The following is a 17,274-nucleotide window of genomic DNA, read 5'->3' as shown; positions in this document are numbered from 1 at the left end:
GTGAGATAAACGTCCATAACCACCGGGCCGGTGTCCTGAGCCTGATTCGCATACGTTACAGTTATACCGAGAATTATAGGAAATGCACCGGTCGGGTTCGGATATTCCAACATATCTGTCAGAGTTAACGGGGTAATTATGCATGTATCGATAACAAGCGGTATTTACGTCGGCGAAGACGGCTGGGCTGACCAAGTCGGCTCTCGCAACTGTACCACCGTACGACGCGGTGGACGGTTCATTGTACGATTTTCGGTCGGAAACGGTGAGAAATCATGATGGAAATTGATCACACACAGCCAGATATCGACTCCGACGAACTCCGTGCTGATACCCTCGACACAGACGCACAAGCTCTATTAGACGCACTGAACGAAGCGGACGCTCCCGATCTCACGCAGTTGTCGCCCGAACAGGCTCGAACCCTCCTCGGCGATCTATTCACGCCGGACGTCGAACCCGAACCGGTTTCGACGGTAGAGGAGCAGAAAATTCCGGCGTACGCGCGTGATATCCGCGTGCGAATTTACGACCCGGATCCGGACCGGAAACTCCCTGCAGTCGTCTACTTCCACGGCGGCGGTTGGGTCGTCGGCAACTGTGACACCCACGACAAAGTCGCCCGAGCGCTGGCAAAGGGAGGAGCGTGTGTCGTGGTCTCCGTCGACTATCGGAAGGGACCAGAGCATCCCTTCCCCGGCGCCGTTGAAGACGCGTATCTCGCGACGAAATGGACCGCGGATAACGCCGCGGAGCTAGGCGCAGGTGTGGGACTCGCAGTCGCCGGGGAGAGCGCGGGTGCCACCCTCGCGACGGTGGTTGCACAGATGGCCGCCGACAAAGATCTCGGTGCGCCCGAGATCGACCACCAACTGCTACTGTATCCGGTTACCAACCATTCGTTCGAGACGGAATCGTACGATGTGAACGCAGATGGATACTTTCTGACGACCCGAGGGATGGTCTGGTTCTGGAACCACTACCTCCGCGACGATATCGATGGAGCGAACCTTCGAGCGTCCCCGCTACGGGCACCCGAACGGGTTCTCGCCGAACTCCCTCCCGCGACGCTGTATTCCGTCGGCTACGATCCACTTCGAACCGAACAGTTCGAATACGGCCGGGCGCTCGCTGACGCAGGGGTCGCAGTCGAACATATCCACTACAAAGATATGATTCACGACTTCGCCAACATGAGCCAGCTCGCGGAACCGTTTCCCTCGATCGAAGCGGCGAATGATATCCAAGAGCGTGCTGGCAATGCGCTTCGAGAGGCGCTCGAGTGATCCTCCGTGGGGCGTTCGAAAGCTCACGAGCAGCGTCGGAAACACGAAACCGAACGGTGGAACGCTACGAACAGGGATCCAACGGGAACCGTACGTTCGAAAGACCGGACGACAATTGCGTCCGATCGATCGGGTGAGGGATCACCGATGATCCTCGTCGGAGGCGCCCTCACCGATCGCTTGGCAGGCGCGCCGAAAGACGGGGTTCTCGCCCAGTGTCCCTCGAACGGCTCGTCGCCTCACGGACCGTCGTCGTTGCTGAACATTCGCCGACCCATCACGACCGCGCCGACGTTTTCGGTCGATTCCGCGATGACCTCGTCGTTCCGGTTAGACTCGCCGCCGTCGAGTCCGTGGGCCGCTCGCCACCTCTTCAGGTCGTATATCCACTCGTGGAGCCGCTCTCTGCCGTCTCCCAGCGCATTCTCGCGGCCATCGTTCGGTCCTGCGACGTAGCCGTCAACCGACGTCGAGATGCTCTCGCGGTCACGGCCGTCATGCGGCAGTATCCACCGATTGGCCGACGTACCCATCGAGTTTGTCCAGGCTCTCGCTCCATCCCTGCTCCATCCCCTCGAGCGCTTCAGCCACTTCTGGCGTCGCCGTGATAACCCTCGCTTGTAGCGTGAGCTTCGTCTTTCCGTCGCGGTCGGCGAACGTCACGGTCTGGCGAACCTCGAGGTGGAACTCGCCGTCGTCGTCCTCGAAGGCGCGACTGGTCACGACGAGACGCTCCGGTTGGTCGACCTCGTGAAAGGTTCCGTCGTCCGGATAGATGGTCCCGTCTGGCGCTTGCATGTCGATACTGAAGGAGCCACCCGGTCGCACGTCCATCTCACAGTTCGGGACCGTGAACTCCTTTGGCCCCCACCACTCGGCCACCTGTTCTGGGTCGGTCCACGCTTCCCAGACGCGTTCGCGCGGCGCGTCGAACGTCCGCTCGATGGTCAGATCGTACTCGCTCGGTTCGAACTCGGTTTCGTCAGTCGTCTCGTGATCGGTCATTTTGATCATCCTCGAGATGGTCAGCCAACGCGTCGAATCGATCCTCCCAGAACACGCGGTACTGGGTCAGCCAGCCGAAGGCGTCGCTCAGCGGGGCGGCCTCAAGGTGACACCGTCGGACACGGCCGTCCTTCTCGACCTCGATGAGGCCCGCGTCCTCGAGCACCTGCAAGTGCTTCGACACTGCCGCCAGGGACATGTCGTGGGGTTCCGCTAGCTCACCGACGCTTTCTGGGCCGCCGGCTAGCTGCTCGATGAGTTCCCGCCGTGTCGGGTGGGCCAGTGCCCCGAATATCGCGTCGAGATCCGGATCGTTTCGCGGTCGTTCAACCATCTAGTTGAGCGAACGCCGCGAGAATATTTAACCATTCAGTTTAATATGCAGAAGGTGCCGAATGAGAGGGGATAACGCGTGAATTTGGGTTTTGAGGTGGGTATAAAACCGGTCCGAATACGATAGCCATCCTCGAGTCGGCGACTGAGCCGTTACTGACCGACCGCCTCGACCAGTTCGTGAAACGACTCGACGGTCAGCGCCGGTTCGCCGTCGAACGGCTCCCACGGCGTTCCCTTTCGGTCGACCCAGACCCCCTGCATTCCGGCGTTTTGTGCGCCCATAACGTCGAACCAGCCGGCGGTTACGTGTGCGATCTCGTCGATGGGCGTTCCGGTTCGCGCGGCGGCGTGTCGATAGAGTTCGGCGTCGGGCTTGAACGTTCGAACCTCGTCGGCGCTGATCGTCGCCTCGATGTACGCTTCGATATCGGCGTGTGCCACCATCGACTCGAGCATCTCGGGATTCCCGTTCGAAACGACGTAACAGTCGTAGCCGGCGTCCCGGAGACGCTCGAGTCCGTCGCGCACGTCGTCGAAGACGTCGAGTTCGTGGTAGACGGCGAGAATCTGGTCGCGTTCGTCCGCCGAGATATCCACGCCGTGGGCCTCGAGGGCGTACTGGAGTGCGTCGCGGTTCATCTCGTAGAACGGCTGATACGCGTCGACGTGGTTCGCGACGAAGGTGTACTCGAGCGAGCGCGCACGCCACAGCTTCGAGATCGGCTCGGGGTCGTCCACGCGTTCGGCGAGCGCCGTTTCGGCCGCGTCGACGTCGACTAACGTGCTGTAGGAATCGAACGTGATCGTCGTGACGAGTTCCGGATCGAACGACATAGGACGACGAACGAGCGCCCGATTGATAGTCTCTGGTGTATGTTATCGAAAATCGTCCACGCGCGTCGCTCGGCTCGGTCGATCGAACCAGCAGGCGATTCCGCGAGGGGCGTCTCGAGAGAACGCCACTCGAGACCGGTTACTCGTCTGTCCGGTTCTCGAACCGGATTAGATCTCGCTCCTCGAGTTGCATGAGGAAGTGCGCGAGCGTCTCGTCGACGGGCTCGACCCGATCGGCGTCGTGTTCGTCGGCGACGACCGCTGCGATCTCCGAGACGGTGTGTTCGCCGTCACAGTGGGTCCAGACGGTCGTCCCGACGGAATCGAGCGTGAGGTCGCGTTCTCGACTCGTCCCGAAGAGGTCGAATAGGAACCCGTCGAGACGGTTCCGGGGACGTTTCGTCCACCTGATCGTGACTCGTCGATCGCCGTCGCTGGTCGTTACGTCCCAGTCGTCCGTCGTTCGCGTCGGAATCGAACTCGGCGCGTGGGCGCTCATGCGTCCGCCGTTTGCGACCCGCGGAGGACGCCGCCCATGAAGATCCCGAGGAGGGCCACGAGCGCGACGACGCCGAGGATCGTCTGCGTTCCGGCGTCGAGTCCGAGCGGGTAGGGGACACCGGTCTCCGTTCCAATGCCGCGGATGTAGAGCGCGCCGATGACGATCCCCATGATCGCCTCGCCGGTAATCAGCCCCGCGGCGATGATCCGACCCCGATAGGTCGTCTGTTCGGCGGCGGAGCCGTCTGGGTCGCCCTTCCACGCGACGTACTTGTCGATTCCGGCGCGGAGCAAGCCGCCCAGGAAGATCGGCGTCGCGAGCGTGATCGGGAGGTAGATCCCGACGGCGAAGGGCAGGACGGGGACGTTCATGAGGATGAGGACGATCGCGAAGACGGCTCCGATGAGGATCATCCCCCACTGGGCGGTTCCGGTGAGCACGCCCTCGGAGAGCAGCGCCATCGTCCCGGCCTGCGGTGCGGGAATGGTATTGCTACCGATTCCGTACGCCTGATGGAAGAACGAGAGCACCCAGCCCGCAAAGAGCGCGGAGATGCCGATCCCGATAATCTGTGCGATCTGTTGCTTGCGCGGCGTCGCACCGAGGAGGTAACCGGTCTTCAAGTCCTGCGAGGTATCGCCTGCCACCGCTGCGGCGATCGCGACGACCGAGGCCGTCACGAGCACCACGACGGGATCGGTCACGCCGGTCGATTTCAGTGCGAGCGCGGCGATCAGAATCGTCGCGATGGCCATCCCGGAGACGGGGTTCGACGAACTCCCGACGACGCCGACCAGGTACGCGGAGACGGCGACGAAAAGGAACGCGGCGATGACGGCGATGACCCCGCCCAGTAGTCCGACCTGGACCTGCGGGAGCGCGACCAGCGCGAGCGCGATCACGGCCGCTCCCACAACGACGAGTTTCATCGGGAGGTCACGCTGCGTTCGCCGCCGCTGGCCCGTCGCGGTCGCCGCAGAACCGCGGAGCTCGGCCACGGCAGTCCCCACCGCATCGCGGATGGTTCCGGTCATCGAAAGGATCGCGTAAAATCCGCCGACGAGCATCGCACCCGCACCGACGTACCGAATGTAATTTTCCCAGACCGCGTTGGCCTGTGCCATGAGGGCCGCGTTCGCGTTCGCCTCCGGAACGAACCCGCCAGTAATGAGCAGCGGAATCAGCATCATCCAGGCGAGCAGGCCGCCGCCGAACACGTAGCCGGCGATTTTCGGGCCGATGATGTAGCCCACGCCGATCAGCGCGGGCGTGAAATCGCCGCCGATGGCGAACCCGCGAGTCTGACCCACCGAGAAGGCCGTCTGAATGGTCGTCCTGAACGCGGCCATCCCGTTGGCCAGCCACATGTAAACGAAACTCGAGAGAAAGCCCAGCGAGATGAGCTTGATGCCGCCTTTCCCTTCCGAGCCGGCCTCGAGAACGTCCGCGCACGCGGTCCCCTCCGGATAGGGGAGTTCCTCGTGTTTCTCGACGATGAGGTATCGGCGCATCGGGATCATGAACAGAACCCCGAGGAGCCCGCCCAGAACCGCGACCGATGCGGTTTCCGCGATGTCGATGGACTGGTCGAGATACGTGACGCCGGCGATCGTAAAGATCACGCCGGCCGCCAGCGCCTCGCCCGCGGAGGTCATCGTCTGCACGATGTTGTTCTCGAGGATCGTCCCGCCGATGCCGACGTTTCGAAGCGCGTAGAACACGCCCATGCTGATGACCGCGGCCGGAATCGAGGCGCTGATCGTCATCCCAGAGCGCATCCCGAGGTACATGTTCGCGGTCAACAGCACCACGTTCAGCGCGAGGCCGATCAGCACCGCTTTGATCGTCAGTTCCGCAATGCTCTTTCCGGCCGGGACGGTCGGCGCTGGACCGTCCCGCTGCGCCCGTTCGGTCGTCGTCTGACTCTCGTCCGATACGGCTGTTTCTTGTGATGGTCCGTGTGACATGATCGGTGGAGGCGGGCGTCCCGTTCACGCAGACCCGGAAATCACTCGAGTAGCCCACCCGAGGGGGTCCCATCGGGTCGGTGTCGCACACCGGGTCCATTGGAGAGCGTCCGCATTCTCGATGAGTGTAGTCCGTTGAAGCCATAAAAATGGAAAGATTCGATCGTATTGCGAAATCATCGAACGGTGATCAGTGTGAGAAAATACCTACCAAGCACTGCACGAGAGAAATGACAGTACATCGCTTCGTCACCCGAGGATTCGTGGAATGCCTACCGGCTTTGACGTAGACTCGAGACAGCAGTCGCGCTCACACGTGCAACGATCGTCAGTGGACAAATTTTTCTTTGATAACATCCATGTATCCAGCAACATAATGTCAGCCAAGAACACTACCGGAATATGGGCAGAGATCAAGAAACGGGTAACCATCTTTTTGGCCGCAGTCGCCGGGATCTTGACTGGATACGCGGTCTATACATCATTCGGACTCCCCAACAGATACGATTTTTTCGGCGTGATTCTCATGATCGTTTTTATGACAGTGACTATCTATTCAGCTTGTCGGATATTCGGGTGGGAGTTCATCAGGGGTTGAGGTGGACACCCCGAGGCTTGACCTCGAGGCGGAAGCCGACACGTGGGAATACGACCACGTCTCACAGCACGGTGCTAGCGGGTTCGCTGTCGTCACGGCGCCCATCGCCAACGCTGGCGTGCCAAATCTACGATTCAGTACGGTAGCTACCTGCCGTTTCAGCCCTGTTGGCGCGTTTATCGAACCCGAGGAGCGAAGCGCTGGAAAACCGTCGAAACCACACTACAATTCATCGCCAATTTCACCGCAAGACCGCTACGGCTTTACGAGTACCTTGATCGCCTCGCGGTCGTCCATCGCGCGATACCCTTCCGGAACACCGTCGAGGTCGACCGTCTTCGTGAAGATCGGCGACGGATCGAGCGTCCCCTGACACACGTCGGCCATGAGTTCTTCCGCGTAGTCTCGAACCGGCGCGACGCCGCCCCGCAGTGAGATGTTGTCCGAGAACATCGAGAACACGTCCAGACCGCCGTCTTCGACGCCGTATGGTACGCCGACGTAGCCGACCGTCCCGCCGGGGCGGGCGACCGCGATGGCCGTGTTCATCGCGGACGCGGCACCGACGCACTCCATGACGTGAGTCGCGCCACCGTGGGTCAACTCCCGAACGCGTTCGATAGCAGCCTCGCCGCGCTCGGTGACCGTTTCCGTCGCGCCGAATTCGGTAGCGATTTCGAGGCGGTCCTCGTGGTGTCCGACCGCGATGATACGCTCCGCGCCCAGACGCTGGGCGGCGAGCACGCCGCACAATCCGACCGCGCCGTCGCCGATGACGACCGCGGTGTCGCCCGCGGACACGCCGGCGCTGACGGCGGCGTGGTGTCCGGTCCCCATCACGTCGGTCAGCGGCAGCAGTGACTCGAGGGTGTCCTCGTCGTCGGCGTACCGGTCGGGCACGCGAACGAGCGTGCCGTCCGCGTACGGGCACTTCACGTACTCGCCCTGCGCGCCGCCGTTCTCGCCGCTCCACGATTCGTCCTCGACACAGGAGGTGTACAGGCCTTTCCGGCAGAACTCACACTCGCCACAGCTGATCGAGAACGGGGCTAACACCCGATCGCCCGGCTCGACCGACGTCACGTCGTCGCCGACGGCCTCCACGATCCCCATCGGTTCGTGACCCACCCGCGAACCCTGGTCCCGATCGCTGTCCCCTCGGTAAAACCAGAGGTCCGAGCCGCAGATCGCGGTGTGTGTCACGCGGATCACCGCGTCGGTCGGCGACTCGAGTTCGGGTTTCGGTACGTCCTCGACGGCGATTTCTCCGGGGCCTTTGTAGATCGCTGCTCGCATAGGTTCTCGTGGGTACAGCAGTACCAAAAAACGACGTGGTCGGCTCGCTTCCGGCCCTCGACCCCTCGATGCAGAACCGAAACCCGTCCGACCAGACAACTCGTATCAGGCCGTCCGGTCCGGCCGGACGAGCATGACGTTCCCCTCGGCCCGCGCGACGATGTCCTCGGAGACGCTCCCGAGCAACAGGCGGCGGAGTCTCCGTGACCGCGCGAGCCGACGACCATCAGACCGGCGCCGATCGCCTCCGCGACGCCGTTGATGCGTCGGTGCGGCGTGCCCCGGACGACGTGCGCGTCGACGTCGAAGCCGACGGCTTCGATAACGCGTCGGTAGCGCGAAAGCGCTCGCTTGCGTCGGTCCTCGAAGTCCATCCCGGGCATGCCAGCGATGACGTTCGACGGGATCACGGTCACGAGGTGGATCTCGTCGACGCCGATTCGCCCCAGACACTCGAGGCAGGTCTCGCTCTCGATCGTCGCCTCGCTCGCGGTGGAGAGATCGGTCGCACAGATCGCTTTCGTACTCCTCGTCGGAGCGACGCGATAATATTGCTTTTTTGGATCAATACAATCGTTCGATAGCGGACGCTCGAACAGTGGTCCGGTGGCGATTGGATGGCGATTAGACGTCAATCCGGTAACGAACGGGAAAATCCGACACCGATTGGACGGTGCTCAGACGCCCGCCGACTGACTCCCGTACGCGTTCGAGTGACGAACGGTCTGCTCCGCGACGGTATCGAGGGTGTTTGCGCACGTGCTCTGTGGCCCGGTTATCGTGGAGTCCGTATATCTGCATAGGTTATCCCGATATTTTCGTAGGATAGTCGTTACATAGGCTGCAGTAATATTGTGTAGAAACCCCAAAAGCGTTATATCCGCTCTCCGGGTAGTCGATACTGAACGCATGATCCACACCCACCGAACCGGCGGCGGTCGATATCGATGATCGACTTCGCCGGCTCTTCGCCAGCAGTACAGGCAGGCGCCCTCGTCGGCGCCGTCCTCCTCGAGGCGATCGTCCTCTACGTCGGGTACGGCGCGCTCGAGCGAGTCGCGATGCCGGTCGTCGAGAAACTCAAACGCGCATGATGGAGCCGTTCGGAATAGCACTGACGACGCTCGCGCTGTTCGTGACCTTCGGCTTCATGGTCGGCGTGCTGTTCGGTTTCTTCGGGATGGGCGGCTCGTTTCTCGTCACGCCCGCGTTACTCGGATGGGTTATCCCGCCAGAGTCGCGGTCGGCAGCGGGATGGCCTTCGTCTTCGGGACGGCCGTCATCGCGACGCTGAAACACCACGACCTCGGCCAGGTCGATTACAAGCTCGGCGGATCGATGATCGTCGGGACCACCGCCGGCATCGAGGTCGGCAGTATCTTCGTCTACCGGCTCGAGGAACTCGGCCTCGCGAGCGGCGTCATCGGCGTCACGTACGTCGGTCTGTTGGGAGTGATCGGCCTGTTCGTCACCCGGAACGCGCTCAAAAGCGACGGGGATAGTTCCGGCGGCGGTCACCACGACGCCGCGGACGGAGAGAGAGACCCGGACGACATCCCGGCGGTTGCAAAGAAGATTCAGTCGTATCGCGTTCCACCGATGATGACGATCGCGGGCGACATTCGGGTCTCGCTGTGGATGGTCCTGAGCGTCGCGTTCGCGACGGGGCTCCTGTCGGGCTTTCTCGGCGTCGGCGGCGGGTTCATCCGGATGCCCGCGATGTTCTATCTCATCGGCGTCCCGGTGCCCGTCGCGGTGGGAACCGACCTGTTCGAGATCGTCTTCTCGGGCGGGTTCGGCTCGTTCACCTACGGGCTCAACGGCGGCCTCGACCTCTCGATCGTCGCGCCGCTGCTCGCCGGCAGCGCGCTGGGCGCGCGGATCGGATCGGCGTCGACGAACATCGTCGACGAGGGCGACATCGAGGTCTACTTCGGGCTGATGCTCCTGGGCGGGTCGATCGCCGTCGCGTTCCAGCAGGCCGGCGACTACCTCGCCATCGAGGCGTTCAACACCGTGGGCTTCGCCCTGATCTTGCTCTCGGCGTTCGTGGTCAGCGGAGCCGTGATCTACAGCACGATCACGACGATGCGCGCACAGGCGCACACAGCTACGCCGTCCGCCGACTGAAGCCGTCTCGAACCGCTCGCTGATCGTTCGTCCTCGGCCGAGAAGAGCAGCGTTTTCGGTCGTATTCCGAGTCGACTCCACCGTCTCGTCAGTCTCATCACACACATTTGCAGATACCTGTGTTAACGATCACGCGTCAGACGCAATACGTACCGCTACGGTGAATTACTACAAGCAATATATATCTATTATAAGGGGTTTTAATTATTGAGTTAGGCAGTGTTATCTGCGACATGCAACGACGAAACTTCATCACGGCGCTCGGCGCAACGGGACTGCTCGCGACCGGAACCGCCAGCGCACGGACGAACGGCAACGGGAAATCGAGGGGACGGGGCCGCGGTCCGAACGGCGGCGGTGAGATCGAGAACGTCATCGTACTGATCGGCGACGGCATGGGCTTCGATCCGATCGAGACGACCTCGGTGGTCCACGGCGACCTCGCGTTGCAGTCAATGACCGGCGTCGGGTACACTCGGACCAACTCCCTGAGCGGAGAGGTGACGGACTCGGCGGCGGCGGGGACGGCCCTCGCCACCGGACAGAAGGCGTACAACGGGCAGATATCGGTCCGCGGCGACGCGGACGCGGGTGAAGACGACGTGACGCCGCTCTCGACACAGCTCGAGATCGCCCAGTCGATGGGGAAGTCGACGGGCCTCGTCTCGACGACGCGGATCACGCACGCGACGCCGGCGGTGTACGCCTCGCACGTCTCCGACCGCGACATGGAAGCGGAGATCGCCTCGCAGCTCGTCGAGTCCGATGTCGACGTGCTGTTGGGCGGCGGTCGCCAGGAGTTCGACGACGAGACGCTCACTCGCGCCGAAAGAGAGGGGTACGAACTCCTCTCGGACGCGGACGACCTCGACTCGGCGAGCGGGGAGAAGCTCCTCGGGCTGTTCGACGACAGTCACGTCACCTACGCGCTCGATCGGGACGACTCCATCCCGTGCCTGCCCGAGATGACCGCCGCGGCGGTCGACCGCCTGGAACGGAGCGACGACGGGTTCTTCCTGATGGTCGAGGGCGGCCGTATCGACCACGCCGAGCACGGCAACGACGCCCAATCCGCCGTCGCCGAGACGAAGGAGTTCGACGAGGTCGTCGACTGGGCCCTCGAGTACGTCGAGGGCCGCGACGATACGCTCGTGGTCGTCGCCTCCGACCACGAGACGGGTGGGATGGCCACCGGCGACGGCTACGGCTCGCCGATCGAGACCGACGCGATCGCGAACGCGGAGGCGAGCAACGCCGCGATCGCCGCCGCGATCGAAGACGGTGCGGACGTTCGCGAGGCGGTCGAAACCCGCATCGACGTGGCCCTGACAGACGACGACGTCGAGCGGATCGAGGCGGCTGCCGAGGAGTCGGGCGCGTACGCGCTCTCGAACGAACTCGGTGCCGTCATTTCGCAACATCTCGGGGTCGCGTGGGCATCGAACGTCCACTCCGGCCCGGCCCAGACCGTCATGGCCGCCGGGCCGGACGTCGAGCCGTTCGACGGCTGGTTCCACCACGTCGACCTCTCGGCGACGGTCACCGCCCTGTTGCTGTTCGGCCGACTCGGCGAGGTATCCGAGGGACAACGCGAGGCCTGGGAGCAAACCGTGACTAAGCGGGACCCGCGGGGCACCCGCGACGCCTACATGGCCCTCCAGTACGTCGGGCCGGTCACCGACGACGTGACCGCCGCGCTCGATATCGACGACGACGGCGTCGTCGACTACCGCGACGTCGTCGCCATCCTCGAGGGTGAGGCTCCCGAACCGCCGTCGAGAAAGAAGTACCGCAAGCGCCGCCGGACGCCCGACCCGATGCACGGGATCTGAGCGGCGCGTCGAGCGCACCGGAAGCGGTCGACCCGCTCGAGGGCGACTCGAGCGAGTGAGCTTTTCCTCGCATCTTTCCTCCATCCTCACCGGCCACGTTTTCGATACGAGCCCGCTCGAGGCATTCGCTTGGGCCACCTTCCGATTGGGACGGCCCTCGAACGATCGGTGAGCGAACTCGTCACAGAGCGGGCAGAGTACGAGCCTGCACTGTGAACACCGCCGGGCTCCGGCGACAACCGTCGTCTCCGGAACCGCCTGCCGCCCCCGTCTCGCTGTATACGCCGTCGACCGCTCGAGCGAAGAGACCCGCGGCTACCCGACCCGTGCGATCGACCGCGGTCGGGCCGTGGCTCGAGCAGTCCTCGAGCGCGGTCGCGCTCTCGAGGGTGGAGCTACCGCGGTGGACTGGCCTACCCGTGGACACCACCTGTCTTCGATTCCCGATCCGCGTCTGCGGGCGGCCCGCCGTCGCCGGGAATCGCAGCATCGGCGGGTAACAGGAGGCGGCGTTCGGTGTACTCGAGGCCGTTCTTTCGTTCCGTTCGTTTGCGAACGGCCAGCCGGTTCTTCGACAGGTCGAGCATTGCATCGATCACCCGCGAGACCAGCTTCTTCGCGTAGGTCTCGCTGATACCGCTTTCCTGCCGTCGTATCCAGTGTTTCAGGTCGCTCGCTTTGACGTACTCGGCGATGTCTTTACAGCCGGACTTCCAGGGGTCGTCACCGACGCCGTCGTCGACTCGAGCGGTCCAGAGCTTCGCGGCCAACCGCGTGGGGAGCGCGTTCGCGGCCGAGCGGCGCATCTCCTCGTCCATCCGCGCGAGTTGCTGGATCGGCAGGAGGTCGCCGTAGGCGAGCGAGACGGTCCCGCCGCGCTCGAGCGGGTCTGCACTCTCGGGCACGCGGTAGTACGCGTTCCCGTCGTCTTTCGTCAGGCGCTCGAGCCGCCCATCTGCAATGTCGACGGCGTGGACGTCGACGGTTTCTGTGAGCAGGTGCGCGCCCTTCTCGAGTTCGCGGGACTGAAGTTCCGCAACGCGCGATTTGTTCGCACTGGCTTTCTTGAGCGCGGCTTCGGCCATGTTCTCGAGACGGGTAGGTTCGGAGCCGCAATCGGCGACTCGCTCCTCGAAATCGGCGACACGCTCTTCGAGAGTCGCCGTGCGGTCTTCGAGGCGATCGCACTCTCGTTCGAGCTCCTCGAGCCGGTCGTCTTTGTGCTCGAGTTCGGCCTCGAGCGCCTCGAGTCGGTTCTCGAGGGCTTCGAAACGCTCGCTGTGTTGGTCTGGGAGCTGTTCGGTCGTCGAATCGCTGGTGGCTGGAGACATCGCTGTATGGGGGATCGGGGATGAACTGGTTGGCGAGCAGTACGGACAGCGGGACTCGAGACGGCGACACCGCTGGGGGAACGCAGCCGGCCCGAACGGGCGGCTAGCCCGCGGTGTCACTGTTCGGCGGCGGGACGGCTCTCGTCCTCGAGCCCGCCGTCGGTGGCGAGCCGCGGGTCGTCGTCGGCCTCAACGAGCAGGAGGCCCGCTCGAGCGTCGACACGCTCGAGGTCGTAGACCCGAACGTCGTCGCCGCGCGATAGCTCGAGGGCGTCGATCACGACCTGGCCGACCGCGATTCGAGCCCCGGTGAAGCGTCTACAGAGGGTGTACTCGGCGAGCGACTCGGCGGACTCGAGGCGCGGAACGAGCGCGATCCCGTCGTCGTGGTCGATAGCGTGGGCGGTGTCGGTCGGCCAGTCGCGGTCGCCCAGCGCGGCGGTCGAAATCGTCACCGTTCGGTCGGTGCTGACGGTGTAGGTCCCGAGGTAGCCAGATCCCGTGGGGACGACGTACTTCGAGGGCCGTTCGTTGGGTTGGTCGCGGTCCATCAGCGGTCACCCCTCGGCTCGAGGATGATCGCGTCCTCGCCGGCGACGATGAACTCGTCGTGGTCGGGAGCGGGGCCGTTCGGTCTCGCTGCGGAAAACAGTGTGAACGGGCGAGTAGGGGGTGTCCGATTTCTCGTCCGGGTAGTCGCGGTGGGATGCGAATGCGGTTTCTGCGATCCGTCCGAGGTATCGCCCTGATTGTAGTGGGCAGCCGATACGCCTGGCTCGTGAGCCCTACAGTTATGGGCTCGGAGGCTATCTTGTCGCATGGTCTCTGTGGGGTCTTGATCGAAGGCCGGACGGAGGCCGTCCCGACGTGTTGCACCACGTCGGACCTTTCGCGAGTCCTGCGGGACGATCTCCACACGACAGTCTCTACGGATTCCTAATAATACTACTGGTAGTAGCATCCGATAGGTAACCTACTAATGGTTCCAAATACAATGCTACCAACAGTATCATATATGTCCCCTGTTTCCGATTCGATGATGTTGTTGCAGCTCCCGACGGACCGGCTAATCCTCGAGGAGTTGCAGGGCGGCCGTAATCTCGGTGCAAACATCGCTGATGAAATCGACCGCCACAAGAAGACGGTCACAAAACGGCTCAATCAGCTAGAAGACTACGACCTCGTTCGCAATATCGGCCGAGGTGTCTACGAGATTACTTCTCGAGGTGAGATTGCACTAGATCATATCGATCAATATGATCGGGAATCCGATCAGCTTGAAGCAATCATTGACGCTGAATTCGAATCGACTGAGTAGAGCCGATCAATTTCACCTCTTCGTACTTACTAATGGTGTTTGCTGGAGTAAATCGTGAGTGACCTCCGAGATTACTGAAGAGGGTGCGATAGATCTCAGTATAGAATTTGTCACAGCAAACTCGAGTTGCTTGAGGACAGCCGAATAGGATCTCTGTTTGAGGTACGTACTCAGGAGAAAGTTCCTTGGTTGGTGAACACGGACCCTAAATCTAATACCATCTTATGATTATATGATATAATATTATATGGGAATAATCACACCAACGGCTCAAGGACATCTATATAGGATTTCAATTTATTCACATGATGTTATTGGTTTCGCGCGTATATTCGGGTGATAGATTTGTTGATGTGCAATCCTAGGGGAGAGAAAGGATAGTTGTGATCTAGTGGATTAGTTAACATCGCACATTCGTTGAATTGGAGAAACATACCTTTCATCAGAATTAGATGCCATCTTCACTTTTGCTACGGTCTTATCAATTATATCTTGACTACGTTGGAACGGCTCCCATATTGTTGGGTTTACATCAGAAGCCGGTTCAAAATCTGAATTCTGATCCGTAGTCACATGTTCAAGCATAGCTGAAAGATAATGAGGCCCACTACTATCTGAAAGATGTTGGCGTATCTCTTCTTCTGATCGAGAGGTATATTTTTTATTTGCTCTTATTTCCTCATCGATTCTACTTTCAAACCAGAGTAACGACTGTTCTAATATCTCTGGTTGATCATCAGACCTTGCACCACGAAAGATATCTGCTATTTCATAAGTAACACCTACAGGGTTACCAAGGTACCGGAAGACGAATATATTTATATTCGCTATCTTTGAATATATGTAGCTCTGCGTGACATAGTCCCACTCACCAAGCTGAGCATCATCAAAATAGTCTTCCCAATCCTCAATGGTGTTCTCTTGATCGCTAAAGGGAGGAACGTCACTTGCTACAAAAGCATTTACACCTTTATCTCGCAGGCCGTTCTTAACTTCATTCAAAAATTCGTTTTCTACCTGTGCTTGTGATCCAGTTTTAGGATTGTTATCTTCTCCAGCACTTCCAACGTTTTCTTCTAAAAACTCATATGCTACGTCTCCCGAGTTGCTAATAGAATCGTCAAGAGATTTTTCTATTGCAGTTCCATCATACGGGTTGAATTTGCTTGAAAATGGGCCAAATACTGCAACAGGAATATTTGAATATTCAAGATGATCATTCCTTTCAATAATTGCATCTCTCGTAGATTTGATCTTTTCGTTCGAGATATTAATCGGAGTAGCTGATAAGGGCATTAAGTAGAGTAGTTAAAGGTATTCTTCAACAATCTGCTCAGAACCTTCTATAATTGAATCTATACGATATAGAGACTTGACTTCTCCGTTTATTTTCGTCATTCCTCTCTCAATTAGACACGTTCTCTGTAAATGACGAAGTTCCCTTGTGAGCTCCAACTCATCTAGGTCGCTAAACTCCTCATGAACATCTCTAAATTGTATCCATTCTCCCTCAGACGTTCGGATATGTTTATAGATGTTCCGTAGCTTTTCATTTGCTAAGGTATCGCGGAGCATTCGCTCATAGTTACCTTTGTGACTTTTTTCCTCAATGTATTCCACACTTCGTGATGTGGGCTCAAAAGTGTGGTGAGTACTGTGTGCGCCTCTGCGCTCAACAGGGTTGTTCGCCCTGTCTCTACGCTGTTGAGTGTCACGCTCTCTCCACTCTTTGAAAGCAGTACTCATTGACTCTCACTTCCAACAAAGGACTCAACCTTACTTATTTCTTCTCCGATGAAGTCTGATGTGTGTTCTGAATCAACCTTTACAAGCTCATCTTTACTATAGCGCACCGCTATAGAATCATCCTCAGATTCAAATTCGCTCAGATCTTGAAAGGTATATGTACCATCTCCATTGTTTATACGTATACCTCGCACTGTATACTCACTATCAGAACTAATAGGCAGCGATAGGCGCTCTGAAAAGGCATCAAACCCTTCATCAACAGTTGCGTTAACAATTGTTGTCCCTGCAGTTAAAGTGCCTACTGTAGAGGAAATGCTACTGAAAAATTCATTAAATGAGTCTATATAGTCTTGGTTGTCTATATTAGCGTGAGCATGGAATTTTTCACCATCGCTTATCGAGTCGATAAGCAGTTGCGTGGATGAAGAATCCGGACTTGGTTCATCAAGACCACTTGAGGAGTCTGTTATTTGTATGTAGCTTTCAAGAGGATCTTCCAAATTCTTTTCAACACGCTTCTTTGACAATTCATGTTGAGAGATATCCTCTAAGCTTTCGAAATATTGTAAAAAGTTCTCTTCGCTGCTTACTGTCTGAGTCAAACAAACAGAAACGTGGTCAATCTGGAATTCAGGTGGCATATATGTGGTATGTTTTGGTGAGATGTTTGCTTGCGACCATATACTCTTCGAATGGGGTCTACTCTCTAATTAAAATCACATCCTGCTTTTCCTTGAATGTGAGGGTTACATTCCTTGGTCTGATTATTTCCTATTTTACCGTTCAATATAGGCGAGGTGCTGAATTTTCCAAACCATTAATTTTGCAACAGCTGAAACTCCCGTTCATGAATATCATTGGTACTCTAAAAAGACATTCGCGAAAATCATAGTAGATCAGAGTGTAATCACGTCGGTAAAGAGCAGATGCGTAACAGTGAGGGTGCTTTGGTCTTAGCCGCAAATGTCCGGACTTACTTGGATGCTTTTCATCGGCCAACTCGGCATCCTCTAATTTATTGAAAAACTCACGTGCTTCCTTCTCTGGAGTTGTTCGCCGTAGTCAGAAACATCGGCTACCTCCTTTGCTT

17 protein-coding genes and 2 pseudogenes are annotated in these 17,274 nt (G+C 59.3%); 5 read left to right on the top strand and 14 right to left on the bottom strand.

Going from position 1 to position 17,274, the window contains the following annotated elements:
- The first annotated feature begins 278 nt into the window (after window positions 1-278).
- A complete protein-coding gene (locus BM348_RS16030; protein ID WP_245779496.1) occupies window positions 279-1,286 on the top strand; it encodes an alpha/beta hydrolase in 1,008 nt (335 codons plus the stop codon).
- Window positions 1,287-1,525: 239 nt separating this feature from the next.
- Here the strand turns inward: BM348_RS16030 and BM348_RS16025 are convergent, their stop codons facing one another.
- The 8 genes and pseudogenes from BM348_RS16025 to BM348_RS15985 all read right to left on the bottom strand — a co-directional run.
- Window positions 1,526-1,819, bottom strand: a complete 294-nt coding sequence (locus BM348_RS16025; RefSeq protein WP_092906280.1) for a hypothetical protein — start codon at window positions 1,817-1,819, stop codon at window positions 1,526-1,528.
- Window positions 1,782-2,291, bottom strand: a complete 510-nt coding sequence (locus tag BM348_RS16020) for an SRPBCC family protein (protein WP_092906278.1) — start codon at window positions 2,289-2,291, stop codon at window positions 1,782-1,784. Before BM348_RS16020 ends, BM348_RS16025 begins: the two co-directional genes overlap by 38 nt.
- The gene (locus BM348_RS16015) at window positions 2,269-2,625 is read right to left on the bottom strand and encodes an ArsR/SmtB family transcription factor (RefSeq protein WP_092906276.1); all 357 of its coding nucleotides are present in this window, start codon (window positions 2,623-2,625) and stop codon (window positions 2,269-2,271) included. The genes BM348_RS16020 and BM348_RS16015 overlap by 23 nt, the downstream gene beginning before the upstream one ends.
- Window positions 2,626-2,777: 152 nt before the next feature.
- Entirely contained in the window at window positions 2,778-3,461 is a 684-nt protein-coding gene (locus BM348_RS16010) for a haloacid dehalogenase type II (protein ID WP_092906274.1), read from the bottom strand.
- A gap of 139 nt (window positions 3,462-3,600) precedes the next feature.
- Window positions 3,601-3,960 (bottom strand): PqqD family protein, encoded by a 360-nt coding sequence (locus tag BM348_RS16005; protein WP_092906272.1) that lies wholly within the window; start codon window positions 3,958-3,960, stop codon window positions 3,601-3,603.
- The gene (locus BM348_RS16000) at window positions 3,957-5,930 is read right to left on the bottom strand and encodes an OPT family oligopeptide transporter (protein WP_092906270.1); all 1,974 of its coding nucleotides are present in this window, start codon (window positions 5,928-5,930) and stop codon (window positions 3,957-3,959) included. Before BM348_RS16000 ends, BM348_RS16005 begins: the two co-directional genes overlap by 4 nt.
- A gap of 853 nt (window positions 5,931-6,783) precedes the next feature.
- Complete coding sequence (locus tag BM348_RS15990) at window positions 6,784-7,824, bottom strand: zinc-dependent alcohol dehydrogenase family protein (RefSeq protein WP_092906266.1); 1,041 nt, start codon at window positions 7,822-7,824, stop codon at window positions 6,784-6,786.
- Window positions 7,825-7,976: 152 nt separating this feature from the next.
- A pseudogene (locus tag BM348_RS15985) lies at window positions 7,977-8,393 on the bottom strand (universal stress protein); the annotation flags it as partial.
- A gap of 378 nt (window positions 8,394-8,771) precedes the next feature.
- Between BM348_RS15985 and BM348_RS21460 the strand changes: the two are divergent.
- The 3 genes and pseudogenes from BM348_RS21460 (at window position 8,772) to BM348_RS15975 (ending at window position 11,786) form a co-directional block, all read left to right on the top strand.
- A complete protein-coding gene (locus tag BM348_RS21460) occupies window positions 8,772-8,918 on the top strand; it encodes a DUF7512 family protein (protein ID WP_175507216.1) in 147 nt (48 codons plus the stop codon).
- Window positions 8,918-9,954: pseudogene (locus BM348_RS15980) on the top strand (sulfite exporter TauE/SafE family protein). The gene BM348_RS21460 and the pseudogene BM348_RS15980 overlap by 1 nt, the downstream one beginning before the upstream one ends.
- Before the next feature lie 233 nt (window positions 9,955-10,187).
- On the top strand, window positions 10,188-11,786 hold the full coding sequence (locus BM348_RS15975; RefSeq protein ID WP_092906264.1) for an alkaline phosphatase: 1,599 nt from the start codon (window positions 10,188-10,190) through the stop codon (window positions 11,784-11,786).
- Window positions 11,787-11,967: 181 nt separating this feature from the next.
- On the opposite strand, the gene BM348_RS20725 is transcribed toward BM348_RS15975, so the two are convergent.
- The 3 genes from BM348_RS20725 to BM348_RS15965 form a co-directional block, all read right to left on the bottom strand.
- Window positions 11,968-12,213, bottom strand: coding sequence for a hypothetical protein (locus BM348_RS20725; protein ID WP_139231212.1), 246 nt, complete (start codon window positions 12,211-12,213; stop codon window positions 11,968-11,970).
- Window positions 12,200-13,117 (bottom strand): hypothetical protein, encoded by a 918-nt coding sequence (locus BM348_RS15970; protein WP_092906262.1) that lies wholly within the window; start codon window positions 13,115-13,117, stop codon window positions 12,200-12,202. The genes BM348_RS20725 and BM348_RS15970 overlap by 14 nt, the downstream gene beginning before the upstream one ends.
- 116 nt (window positions 13,118-13,233) lie before the next feature.
- Window positions 13,234-13,668 (bottom strand): hypothetical protein, encoded by a 435-nt coding sequence (locus tag BM348_RS15965; protein ID WP_092906260.1) that lies wholly within the window; start codon window positions 13,666-13,668, stop codon window positions 13,234-13,236.
- Between the two features lie 464 nt (window positions 13,669-14,132).
- Between BM348_RS15965 and BM348_RS15960 the strand changes: the two genes are divergently transcribed.
- Window positions 14,133-14,435: a hypothetical protein gene (locus tag BM348_RS15960; protein WP_217642031.1), complete on the top strand. Its 303-nt coding sequence runs from the start codon at window positions 14,133-14,135 to the stop codon at window positions 14,433-14,435.
- 396 nt (window positions 14,436-14,831) lie between these two features.
- Here the strand turns inward: BM348_RS15960 and BM348_RS20715 are convergent, their stop codons facing one another.
- Genes BM348_RS20715 through BM348_RS20710 form a run of 3 tightly spaced genes read right to left on the bottom strand, consistent with a single transcriptional unit; the run spans window position 14,832 to window position 16,825 of the window.
- Window positions 14,832-15,731: a DUF7509 family protein gene (locus BM348_RS20715; protein WP_139231210.1), complete on the bottom strand. Its 900-nt coding sequence runs from the start codon at window positions 15,729-15,731 to the stop codon at window positions 14,832-14,834.
- A 12-nt stretch (window positions 15,732-15,743) separates the two neighbouring features.
- The gene (locus BM348_RS15955) at window positions 15,744-16,181 is read right to left on the bottom strand and encodes a hypothetical protein (RefSeq protein ID WP_139231209.1); all 438 of its coding nucleotides are present in this window, start codon (window positions 16,179-16,181) and stop codon (window positions 15,744-15,746) included.
- Entirely contained in the window at window positions 16,178-16,825 is a 648-nt protein-coding gene (locus tag BM348_RS20710; RefSeq protein ID WP_139231208.1) for a hypothetical protein, read from the bottom strand. Before BM348_RS20710 ends, BM348_RS15955 begins: the two co-directional genes overlap by 4 nt.
- Window positions 16,826-17,274 lie beyond the last annotated feature (449 nt).

This window comes from Halostagnicola kamekurae, assembly GCF_900116205.1.
Lineage (GTDB): Archaea > Halobacteriota > Halobacteria > Halobacteriales > Natrialbaceae > Halostagnicola > Halostagnicola kamekurae.
The sequence above is the reverse complement of the archived record's forward strand: the minus strand, read 5'-3'. Positions and strand labels throughout refer to the sequence as shown.

Bases quoted from the DNA above. Each gene is read 5' to 3' on its own strand.
- BM348_RS15960 (WP_217642031.1), top strand. From the start codon at position 14,133: ATGTCCCCTGTTTCCGATTCGATGATGTTGTTGCAGCTCCCGACGGAC.
- BM348_RS15955 (WP_139231209.1), bottom strand. From the start codon at position 16,181: ATGAGTACTGCTTTCAAAGAGTGGAGAGAGCGTGACACTCAACAGCGT.
- BM348_RS21460 (WP_175507216.1), top strand. From the start codon at position 8,772: ATGATCGACTTCGCCGGCTCTTCGCCAGCAGTACAGGCAGGCGCCCTC.
- BM348_RS15975 (WP_092906264.1), top strand. From the start codon at position 10,188: ATGCAACGACGAAACTTCATCACGGCGCTCGGCGCAACGGGACTGCTC.
- BM348_RS20710 (WP_139231208.1), bottom strand. From the start codon at position 16,825: ATGCCACCTGAATTCCAGATTGACCACGTTTCTGTTTGTTTGACTCAG.
- BM348_RS15965 (WP_092906260.1), bottom strand. From the start codon at position 13,668: ATGGACCGCGACCAACCCAACGAACGGCCCTCGAAGTACGTCGTCCCC.
- BM348_RS16020 (WP_092906278.1), bottom strand. From the start codon at position 2,291: ATGACCGATCACGAGACGACTGACGAAACCGAGTTCGAACCGAGCGAG.
- BM348_RS16010 (WP_092906274.1), bottom strand. From the start codon at position 3,461: ATGTCGTTCGATCCGGAACTCGTCACGACGATCACGTTCGATTCCTAC.
- BM348_RS15990 (WP_092906266.1), bottom strand. From the start codon at position 7,824: ATGCGAGCAGCGATCTACAAAGGCCCCGGAGAAATCGCCGTCGAGGAC.
- BM348_RS16000 (WP_092906270.1), bottom strand. From the start codon at position 5,930: ATGTCACACGGACCATCACAAGAAACAGCCGTATCGGACGAGAGTCAG.
- BM348_RS16005 (WP_092906272.1), bottom strand. From the start codon at position 3,960: ATGAGCGCCCACGCGCCGAGTTCGATTCCGACGCGAACGACGGACGAC.
- BM348_RS16015 (WP_092906276.1), bottom strand. From the start codon at position 2,625: ATGGTTGAACGACCGCGAAACGATCCGGATCTCGACGCGATATTCGGG.
- BM348_RS16030 (WP_245779496.1), top strand. From the start codon at position 279: ATGGAAATTGATCACACACAGCCAGATATCGACTCCGACGAACTCCGT.
- BM348_RS20715 (WP_139231210.1), bottom strand. From the start codon at position 15,731: ATGCCCTTATCAGCTACTCCGATTAATATCTCGAACGAAAAGATCAAA.
- BM348_RS16025 (WP_092906280.1), bottom strand. From the start codon at position 1,819: ATGGGTACGTCGGCCAATCGGTGGATACTGCCGCATGACGGCCGTGAC.
- BM348_RS15970 (WP_092906262.1), bottom strand. From the start codon at position 13,117: ATGTCTCCAGCCACCAGCGATTCGACGACCGAACAGCTCCCAGACCAA.